General features: G+C 30.4%; 8 protein-coding genes. 2 read left to right on the top strand and 6 right to left on the bottom strand.

Annotated elements, in window-relative coordinates:
* Positions 1–18: 18 nt before the first annotated feature.
* The 3 genes from IAI56_RS14065 to IAI56_RS14055 all read right to left on the bottom strand — a co-directional run bounded on the left by IAI56_RS14065 (position 19) and on the right by IAI56_RS14055 (position 3,784).
* Positions 19–2,289: a hypothetical protein gene (locus IAI56_RS14065; protein WP_187658473.1), complete on the bottom strand. Its 2,271-nt coding sequence runs from the start codon at positions 2,287–2,289 to the stop codon at positions 19–21.
* Entirely contained in the window at positions 2,249–3,301 is a 1,053-nt protein-coding gene (locus IAI56_RS14060; protein WP_187658472.1) for a hypothetical protein, read from the bottom strand. The genes IAI56_RS14065 and IAI56_RS14060 overlap by 41 nt, the downstream gene beginning before the upstream one ends.
* 105 nt (positions 3,302–3,406) lie before the next feature.
* A complete protein-coding gene (locus IAI56_RS14055) occupies positions 3,407–3,784 on the bottom strand; it encodes a DUF983 domain-containing protein (protein ID WP_239106920.1) in 378 nt (125 codons plus the stop codon).
* Positions 3,785–3,849: 65 nt separating this feature from the next.
* Here IAI56_RS14055 and IAI56_RS14050 point away from each other — a divergent pair, with 65 nt between their 5' ends.
* Positions 3,850–4,713, top strand: a complete 864-nt coding sequence (locus tag IAI56_RS14050; protein WP_187658471.1) for an AraC family transcriptional regulator — start codon at positions 3,850–3,852, stop codon at positions 4,711–4,713.
* Between the two features lie 95 nt (positions 4,714–4,808).
* On the opposite strand, the gene IAI56_RS14045 is transcribed toward IAI56_RS14050, so the two are convergent.
* The gene (locus IAI56_RS14045) at positions 4,809–6,275 is read right to left on the bottom strand and encodes an aminoacyl-histidine dipeptidase (protein WP_187658470.1); all 1,467 of its coding nucleotides are present in this window, start codon (positions 6,273–6,275) and stop codon (positions 4,809–4,811) included.
* Between the two features lie 97 nt (positions 6,276–6,372).
* Between IAI56_RS14045 and IAI56_RS14040 the strand changes: the two genes are divergently transcribed.
* On the top strand, positions 6,373–7,428 hold the full coding sequence (locus tag IAI56_RS14040) for a DUF3810 domain-containing protein (RefSeq protein ID WP_187658469.1): 1,056 nt from the start codon (positions 6,373–6,375) through the stop codon (positions 7,426–7,428).
* 50 nt (positions 7,429–7,478) lie between these two features.
* Here IAI56_RS14040 and IAI56_RS14035 read toward each other — a convergent pair whose 3' ends face one another.
* Complete coding sequence (locus IAI56_RS14035) at positions 7,479–7,949, bottom strand: hypothetical protein (RefSeq protein WP_187658468.1); 471 nt, start codon at positions 7,947–7,949, stop codon at positions 7,479–7,481.
* A gap of 536 nt (positions 7,950–8,485) precedes the next feature.
* Positions 8,486–10,579, bottom strand: coding sequence for an ATP-dependent DNA helicase (locus IAI56_RS14030; protein ID WP_187658467.1), 2,094 nt, complete (start codon positions 10,577–10,579; stop codon positions 8,486–8,488).
* Between the last annotated feature and the right edge of the window lie 246 nt (positions 10,580–10,825).

The raw sequence follows: 10,825 nt of genomic DNA, 5'->3' as shown, positions 1-10,825 counted from the left end.
ATAATTTCGGAGTTTTTTTTATCGTCGGGCTTTGAAATAGTCTTCAAGATTATCACAATTCGATAGATCGTTAAAATAATCAGGATAAGCGGATTTTAGTTTTGGGTAATCACTCATAACGTTGTCTTTTGCATAATCTTCCATTCGAAGGCATAATGCTTTAAACTTTGCTGTCTTTGCGTTTTCAAATGCCAAATGATAATATTTTTGAGCTAAATTTCCATTTCGGTATTCAATTTCATCTATATACGATTCGTTATTACCTTCGTTAAAATCTGTAGTTGAATTGTAACGTCGCATCATCCAAGAATTTCCACATTGTGTCATACTCAAATAACAATTGGCTACTAAAAAATAATAGTAATCTCGGTTTTTCGTTTTTGGATTATTGGCAATCTTCAAATACTTGATTAAATGCTGCGTAACCGATAATTTGGTTACCACAAATTTTTCTCTATTTGGAATAAAACTTTCAGTGTATTTCAAATCATAAAATGGATTTTGATCAAAGGTGTAATAATCATCATAATTATCTCTTTCCCAAGAATTATAATTTTCATTCCAATATTTTTTTCCTAATGATTTGAAGGTTCGTTCGGCTTGAACCAATCTATTTTCACGAATGTATTTTGTTCCTAATAAATCGGTTAGGTAATTTTTATCTTTCAATAATTGACTGTAAATTGTTTTGCTAAAATCATCGTCTATCTTTGTGTTTAATTTATTGATTACAATTTGCAATTCATTGGCACTGTATACAAAATCGAGATAATCAAAATACTCATAAAAATATTTTAGGTTTCCTGAATTTTTTAATCTATTTCCTTGCCATTCAACAGAATTTGTATAGTAATCTCCATAATAATTATCAACTTTTTGATTTCCATGAGCAATCAACGCCATAGCATCAGGAAGATTATTTCTAAACTCTAATTCTCTGCCTAGCGAAAACAAAAATCGCTCGTCATTTAAGTGTTTTAGTATGATTGGTTTGGCCTCTTCTTTAATGATTGCTTTGCCTATTTCTTGATTGGAAATAATGCACAACGCTTTTATTTTTTCAATTTGAGCAAAGACTTTTTCATCTGAAAATTGTTTTTCAAATGCCTTAATTTTATTCAAACAGATTTCATAATCTTTTGTCATAAAAAGCAATTGAATTTGTGCTGCTTTCCATAGCGAAATGTCTTTAATTTTGGAATAATCAACCGAGTTCACAAAATCCAAAACTTGCTTGGCATACATTCTATCTTTTTCTGAACGCTCACGAAGTTTTTCTGTAGAGTAAACAATATCTTGATTTTCGTGCCACCAATAATTAGAAAATTCAATAGAAGGCAAATAGTTTGTGTAATAAGGCGTATAAATCCAATCTTCTATTTTGTTAATTTCTCTCAGTAGTAAAAAATCTAAAATTCTTGATTGGTTACTATTTTGATAAATATTATTTAGATAATCTAAGTTGGGTTCAATTCTTTGCACCGATGCATAGGCATAAATGTTGGCAATTTCTTGATTTGATTTTGCGTGAGCTAAAGCATTTTCCAAATTGAATTGGTCATGAAAATAATAGTAAGCCGCATATTTTTTTTCTGGAGAATAAGCCATAATATTAGCAATATCAACGCTTGCATTTCCATTTTGAAATGCATTAAAATATAAAGCCCAATAGTAGAGATAATCTTTTTTGCCTTGAGCAAAATGCTTTTCAAAAAGTGTATTTATTAATTTTGGGTTTCCGTTATAATAGGCAGTTCTAATGGTTAGAAAAGCATATTTTCGTTTCAAATAATTACTCTTTTCTTTATCGATTAGTTGCTGTAACTTATTGAAAAAAGGGGTAATATCAACTCTTTTTGTTTCACCTCTTTCCCACGGATCATCATATTCAAAATTGTTTACATCTTCACATTGTTTGGCGATGATAAGATATTGAATAACATTGTTTAATTTGTTTTTGTATAAATATTGCAGAAACTTATTCTGAGAATTACTTGTAATATCAGTCAATTTTAACGTATTCAAACATTCATTTATGTCATCAACAGGAACATTTTTTTGAACAAAATTGTACCAATCATCTACATTGGACTCATATTGATTTTGATATTCATAATCAAAACCAAACAATTGAGTGTTATAATTGAATGCCATGAAATCAGTGTATTTAAAGTAGTCTGGCAAAAAAAGTGAATATCGAATATCTTCGCCATAAGGCGAATAACCACAAGAAAAAACGTTACTAAAACTACTTAGTAAAAGCGTCGTAAAAACTAGATATTTCTTCATTGGAATATTGTTTAAAAGTGCTGCTGTCTAAATCAAATAAACTGATTGTGGTGTTCTTGTCAAAGCTTACATTCTTTTTTATTATTGAAATTGCTTCCTGAATTGTACTTACCGAAACATCTTCACATTTTAATTGGTCGCCAACTTTCAAATAGGTTTGATAGTTGATACTAGTGTCTTTTTCTACTTGATACCAAAGCGGTTTCACGTTTTTAGCGAAACTTTTTACTTCGTTTGTACTCAAATTTATCAATTCCATGAAACGATTATTTTGATACAATTGTGTCCAATAAAACGTTGGTAATGCAATATCCAAATGCAATGGATACGATTTCTTTTGGTTCAAATATTTTTTTAATTCATCAATATCTAGGATGGAATTTTTGTCTTTTTGTGATAATGGTTTGATTAAATTATAACACATTAAAGTAGCTCTATCAACTGGCGGAATTCCCATAACATCTTGATATTTATACGGATATAATCGCAGTGTACAACTCAATTCCTTTTGCGAAAGTGCTTTAATTTTCTTTAACAAATAAAAGTATTTGTCTTTCGTTGATTTTGTCCAATCGCAATCAATTTGAATTTCGTCATAAGTAAAGATTTGTTCCTTTTTTCCTGAATAGTCAACAGATGAACTGTATTTGTTGATTAAAAACACAATATTATCGGCTAATTTGTCCAAAGACTTTTCGTCATTGTACTGAAAAATTCCGTTCTTAATGAAGATAGTTGGCACAACTTTAACCGAATCTAATTCTTTAAAATCATAAACACTTGGTCTGTTTTTTTCATAAGGAAAATTGCCTCGAGTTTCACTATAATCAACTTCAAATAGCTTGACATATAACTTTTTTACTTTTAACTTTTCAATTTGACTATGGTTTTCTTGACCTAAACTATTGCCTTTCCAATAGTAAAACGCACGCTCGACATTTTCAATTTTTCCTTCTTTTTGGCAAGAAAAAAACAAAAACGATAACAATCCCAACAAAACTATTTTTTTCATAAAATGGCTTTTTCTTTATAACGTAAAAATGATATTAAAAGTATAAAAATTAAATAAAAAAAGCGTTCAAAATTGAACGCTTTTTAACTTTATAATTACCAAACATCAATTCGAATAATTCTTGAACATATAAATCCAAATCATTCTAGAAAATCGGATGTTAAAAAAAGTCAGACTTAACAAAACAAAGGCAATAATTGGAAACATCCAAAAATCAAAATTACTGTCAAAAAAAGGACGAATACAAAAATAAGTGAGTAATCCTTCTAAAACGGCAACGCCATAACTGACGAACATAGCACCAAAAAAATATCCTGGTTCTTTTTCAAATTTATAGTTACAATTACTGCAATGGGAATTCATTTTGGGAAAACCCATACTGAAGAAGAAACTCTTGTCTGCAAAGACTTTTCCTTTATGACAATGCGGACAATCGTTACGAAAAATATGATATAAACTATTCAACATTATTTTTTTTGACAAAGATACTACAGTTATTCGATGGAATTGTTTTGTATATTCGCTAAAAATAGCACAAAAAAGACATTTTGAAACAACATCCTATTTATAGCATTCATAACTTTAAAACTGATTTAGGTAAAAATGAATTGTATATCAACACGTTTACCAATCATTTAAAAGCACATAGTTTTATCGAAAAACCGCATCGTCACAACTTTTACTTGTTAGTTTTATTTACCAACGGAACAGGAAAACACGAAATTGATTTTGCTAAATATGAAATAAAACCTGGAAGTTTATTCGTATTGCAACCCGGACAAATTCACAATTGGCAATTATCCGAAGACATTGATGGTTACATTTTCTTCTATTCGCAAGAAATATATAATCTGTATTTTGGTAATAAAAAAGTGGAAGATTATCCGTTTTATCAATCGGTAATGAATCAACCTGAAATTATTTTAGAGGAAAATGAAATGAATACAATCAAACCATTTTTTGATTTAATGATTACTGAAAGCCAAACCGATTTCCCAAAGAAAACAGATAAAATTTTGAACCTTTTAGATTGTATTCACATTGAGATTTCAAGAAAATATCTTTCGGTTTCTAATCATATTTCACATTCGTATAACTACAAAATACATCAGTTAGAACAGCTTTTAGAACAACATTATAAACTCGAAAAATCGCCATCGTTTTATGCTGACGCAATGAATATAACCTTAAAACATTTAAACCGAATTTGTAAAGAAATATTAAATCAAACGGTAACCGAAATTATCACTAATCGAGTTATTCTTGAAACCAAACGCCTTTTGGTAAATCCGATAAAATCCGTCAATCAAATTGCAGACGAATTAGGTTTTGATGACTACTCCTATTTCACTCGAATATTCAAAAAGAAAACAGGAATTACTCCAAGTGAGTTTCGGAAAACATTAAATTAAATCAACAAAAATTTCACAGATTTACACAAATTATTTTCCATAAAAAAACCTCGCTTATTTCTAAACGAGGTTTGCTATTTCCTTTTTCCTATTCACTAATTACTCTTAACTGGAATATTCGCTAAGATCTCCAAATAAAACTTCCAAAACTTCTGTGAAGAAGAAATTGAAGCTCTTTCATCTGGAGAATGCGCACCGTGAATTGTTGGTCCAAAGGATATCATATCCATTCCTGGATAATTAGTTCCAAGAATTCCACATTCTAATCCAGCGTGACATGCTACCACATTTGGTTTTGAGCCATTTTGTTTTTCGTAGATATTGACTAAAACGTCTAGTATTTCCGATTTTGGGTTTGGTGTCCAACCTGGATAGCTTCCGCCAAAAGTAACTTCGCAACCAAATAATTCGTAAGCCGAACGCAACCCATTGGCTAAATCCATTTTAGAACTTTCTACTGAAGAACGCGTTAAATTTTGAATAGAAATTTCGCCATCTTTTACAATAACACGAGCAATATTATTTGATGTTTCAACCAAATCTTCCATATCAGCCGACATTCTGTAAACTCCGTTATGAGCAGCATAAATCGAACGCAACAAACCTTCTTGAACACCTAAATCCATTACTTTTGACGGTACATCTGATTTTACGATTTCAATGGTTAAATTAGGTTCCATTGTTTTGTATTCTGTTTTGATATCATTGATAATCTCTTGCATATCAAATACGAAAGCTTCGTCATACATTCCCGCAACAATTACTTTGGCAACACTTTCTCTTGGAATGGCATTACGCAAACTTCCACCGTTGATTTCAGCAATTTGAAGACCAAAGTTTTCAAAACCATCAAATAATAAACGGTTCATTATTTTATTAGCATTTCCCAAACCTTTGTTTATATCCATTCCAGAATGTCCACCGTTTAGACCTTTTACCGTAATCGTATAACCTTTTGAACCTTCAGGAGTTTCTTCTTCGTTGTAACTTCTATTTGCGGTAACGTCAATTCCACCAGCACAACCGATATCGATTTCATCATCTTCTTCGGTGTCTAAATTTAAAAGAATTTCGCCTTTTAGAATTCCGCCTTTTAAATTTAACGCTCCAGTCATTCCAGTTTCTTCATCAATCGTGAAAAGTGCGTCAATGGCAGGATGCGGAATGTCTTTGCTTTCCAAAATCGCCATGATTGCAGCAACACCAAGTCCGTTATCTGCACCAAGCGTTGTTCCTTTCGCACGAACCCAGTCGCCATCAACATACATCTCAATTCCTTGTGTAAGGAAATCAAAATCGGTATCGTTATTTTTTTGGTGAACCATATCCAAATGTCCTTGTAAGACAACGGTTTTGCGGTTTTCCATTCCTGGCGTTGCTGGTTTGCGGATGATTACGTTTCGGATTTCGTCTTCAAAAGTTTCTAATCCTAAACTGTTTCCGAAGTTTTTCATGAATTCAATGACACGTTCTTCTTTTTTGGACGGACGTGGCACGGCATTCAAATCGGCAAATTTATTCCAAAGCGCTTTTGGCTCTAGATTTCTAATTTCTTGGCTCATTGTATTTTTAGCTTGTAAGTTTCAAAGTAGCAAAGTTACAAAGTTTAACTACTTTATAAATTGATTTGTGATTATATTTACATTTTAAAAATTGGCTTTGAAACGAAAATATATTCTCCCGTTATTTTTAGTCTTTCAGATAGTATTTCTGAAGTTTTTAGTTTATTTCCCTGAATTTGTAGAGAAATGGTACAGCAATGGTTTGTATGTTTACATTTCTAAAATCAGCCGAACCTTGTTAGGTAAAATTCCGTTTTCTGTTGGCGATTTGATTTATACGATTGCTATTCTTTATGCTATTTATTGGCTGATTATGAATAGGAAAACGGGTTGGAAAAATATATCGCTAAATGTTTTGAGTTGTATTTCGGTGCTTTATTTTGCGTTTCACTTTCTTTGGGCATTTAATTATTATCGTGTGCCACTTTTTGAAAAAATGCAAATCAGCCGAGAATATACTGATGAAGATTTATTGGATTTTACCAAAAAATTAATTGTTAAAACCAATCAAATTCAACTGAAGATTACGAATGACAAAACGAAGAAAGTAACTAATCCTTACACTCAAAACCAAGTGTTTGAAATGACACAAAACGGTTATAATCATTTGGCAAAACAACATCCTTTTTTTGGTTATTCTATTCCAAGTCAGAAGAAATCGTTGCTTAGTTTGCCGTTGACTTACATGGGTTTTGGTGGTTATCTTAATCCGTTTACTAATGAAGCTCAAGTGAATGACAAACTACCGATGTATGGTTTTCCGAATGTGGTTTGTCATGAAATGGCGCATCAAATTGGTTTTGGAAGTGAAAGCGAATGTAATTTTATTGGTTTTCTTGCCGGAATAAAAAATGACGATTTGTATTTTCAATATTCAGCTTATGCCAATGCGTTGCGCTATTGTTTGGGTTCTATTGCTGCTAAAGATGAAAAACTATTTGAACAGTTAAAGCTAAAAGTTCATCCCGGAATTATTGAAAACTATCGTGAAAGTGAAGCTTTTTGGAAACAATATGATACGTTTATCGATAAAGCTTTTCATGCTTTTTATGATCAATATTTAAAATCCAATCAGCAGGAAGATGGCATTGATAGTTATAGCAAGTTTGTGGATTTGTTGATTAATTATGATAAGACCAAAGCTGCTTTTTAAAACTTTTTAGGGGTTTAAAAAATACAACTCCTTTAAAGGTTGTATAACAGTTACGGCTGTTGGTGGTAGTTCCATTCTTTCAGTTCTTTCTTGAACTTTTTTATGTCCACAAGAGACTTCTCAATTTCATTTCTATAAACTAATTTCTCTCCATCGTTGGAATTAGAATACATCTTGGCAGTTTTTCTTAAAGGGTAAAGTACATAAACTGAATCGAATGTTTCTGGACAATTGTCTGATATGTTAACTTTGTGAACAATAACTTTGAATATTTCTTCTTTGTGATTAAAAAAATATTTTCGAATGTAATGACCACATTCAGGATGCGCTATATATTCTACTCCTTTTAGTTGACCTTTTTCTAAATATGCGTAGGTCGGATGCAATTTGTCTCCATCAAACAATACAGTATCACTTTTAGAAACAAATTTTTCAAAATCCTTTTCATGAAATTTATCTGATGTGCAAGCAGATGTCAAAAGCATTATAAAAATGAAAAATAGTATTTTAGGATTCGTCATGATTTCTAATGCATTGTATTTTTTTTAGACTCAGAATTGCTTGTACTATCAGACTGTGAAAAAACCTCCACAATCCTTGCACCAAATATAGTAAAATAGTTGTAAGAAAGTTATAGTTTTTTTATCTTTAACGATGCAACATATACAAGGAATAGCTCGCAACCAACTACAAGTAAGCAGTCTAGAAGACACTATTAGTCAGGACAATCCTGTTCTCCCGAAGCGTCGGGATTATAGATGCTTTCGTTAACCTTATCGATTTAGAGAATATAGGATTTACGCCAAGAGTATTAAAAACCATCCATTTTAACCCAAGTTGTTTCCCTAAAACAAGGAAAGAACTTGGCTTTTATAAAATCAGTCTTTTTAGACTTAAAAAACTCGTTTGTAAGCACTCCAAGTTTTACAACTTTGAATTATAACTAAAAAACTAACCTCCTTAAAATAGCTTCTAAAGAGGTTACTTTTTATAAATATTTTAAAATTTTAGTTTTTTATTGAGGTTGTGCAACAGTTACGCCTGTTAGTGGCTGGCATTATTTTTTACCTATTAATTTTTGATGCCATTTAATGTTTTTTTGCCTTTCTATTTCAATTATGTTTTTTCTGTTGCTATCTTCTAAAATATTTTGTTTTGTTTTAAGTTCGATTATTTCACTTTCAAAACTTGTGATTTTATTTTCAAGTTTATTATTTTCTTTATTTAAAAGATTTATTTCCAAGACTTTCTTGTCTTTAATCTTTTTTAATTCATTTTTCTTATTTTCTAAATGTTCTATTTCTGTTTTATATGATAAATTTTCACTCTTATATTTTTCGTTTTCAATTTTTAATTTTTCAATTTCATCAATAAGATTTTTAGTTTTAATAGACTCATTTTCTACAATTCTTTCAAATTCTTGAGTTTTATCTAATAAAACTTTTAGACCTCTATTTTGTTCATCAACTTTGTTTTTATATTCTATATTTTCATTTTCAGCTTTAAAGAGTTTAGTATTAATCTCTTCTTTTTCTGATTTTATCTCTTGATAATGATTATATATTAGTTCTTGCTTGGATTTGTATGAAACAAATTTATTTGCTGTTGTTACAAAATATTTTTTAAAACTTTCTGTTTCAATATCATTTCTGAATTTTATTGCTTTAATAAAATTATTGTACGCTTCATTAAAATTAAATTGCTTGATATCTTCACGAATTCTCCTGTAAAAATAATCTGCTTTCCCAGAATTTAATTCTTGAACAATTAGAGTACTTGGTGTTTCAGTTTTAGCAAATTCAATAACTTTGTTATTTGTTCTTATTTTATTTCTTGGAATTTGTGATTTTAATACAAGTCCGTTAAAAGAAGTACAACGACTTAATGCCACATAAACTTGACCATCTTCAAATGCAGAACCTAAATCAGCATAAACACGTTCAAATGTTAAACCTTGACTTTTGTGAACAGTTATCGCCCAAGCCAATCTTAATGGATATTGTGTGAAAGTTCCAATTGTTGTTTCTTCGATTTTACGTTTTTCTTTATTCCAAACGTATTGTATATTGTTCCAAGACGTTTTTTCTATTTGAACCTTATTTTCATCTGAAAATTCTACAATTATTTTATTATCTTCAAGTGAGGAAATTTTTCCGATTTTTCCATTAAAATATCTTTTAATTTCGCCTGAATCGTTTTTTAAAATCATTACTTGTGCACCGACTTTTAAATGTAAATTCTGTTCTGTTGGTAGTACAAAATTTCCTTTGCTATCTTTCGGAAATGTTCCTGTAATTTCTCCTTCAAAAATTGTAGTTTCACTTTTTAACTCATCTAACTTAGTTGCATTAGTTTGGTTTACTTGAGCATTTGTTGTTGAAAGAATGATGTGATTATCAATTCCATTAGCTGAAAAAGTTGGATTATACTTTTTGTTTAATTCATTAAGTTCTGTTTCATTTATTTGATTTACCCTTATTTTGTTTAATAAATCAATAAATTCTTGCTCTTTTTGGCGGTATATTTTTTTAAGTTCTATATAAATCGGTTTGTTTTCGGCAACAATCTTTGAGCTAAAAAAGAAAGGACTATCATAATAATCTTTAAGAATTTCCCATTGAGCAAAATCTGCAATAGGTGGAAGTTGAAAAGTATCTCCAATCAAAATGACTTGTACGCCACCAAATGGTAAAAAAGGTTTTTTTCTAAAAACTCTTAATATTTTATCAATAACATCAAGCGTATCGCATCGCACCATTGAAATTTCATCAATAATTAGTAGTTCGAGTTGCTCGATAATTATTTTCTTGTCATCTCTATATTTAAACGTGCTGTAAATTGTAGTATTGTCTAAATCACCCAAATCTTTACTTGTTCTTAATCTTTTGTCATTTACTACAAATGGACCAAAAGGTAAGTGAAAAAAAGAATGAATTGTTTGTCCACCAGCATTTATTGCAGCAACTCCAGTTGGTGCTAATATTACAGTGTTTTTAGACGTATTACTTTTTAACGACTTCAGAAAAGTTGTTTTTCCTGTTCCAGCTTTTCCAGTTAAATAAACAAGCTTATCTGTATGTTTAACAAATTCAGAAGCATAATTAAATTCTACATTATTTTCGTCTAATTCTATATTGTCAATTGTTGTCATTGTTCTTATTTGCAGGATTTTTCAGATGCTTGCCACTAACGTCAGACTGTGAAAAAACCTCCACAATCCTTGCACCAAATATAGTAAAATAGTTGTAAGAAAGTTATAGTTTTTTTATCTTTAACGATGCAACATATACAAGGAATAGCTCGCAACCAACTGCAAGTAAGCAGTCTAGAAGATAGTATTAGTCAGAACAATCCTGTTCTCCCGAAGCGTCGGGATTATAGATGCTTTCGTTAACCT

The sequence above is a fragment of the Flavobacterium macrobrachii genome (assembly GCF_014486675.1).
Taxonomy (GTDB): Bacteria; Bacteroidota; Bacteroidia; order Flavobacteriales; family Flavobacteriaceae; genus Flavobacterium; species Flavobacterium macrobrachii.
The sequence above is the reverse complement of the archived record's forward strand: the minus strand, read 5'-3'. Positions and strand labels throughout refer to the sequence as shown.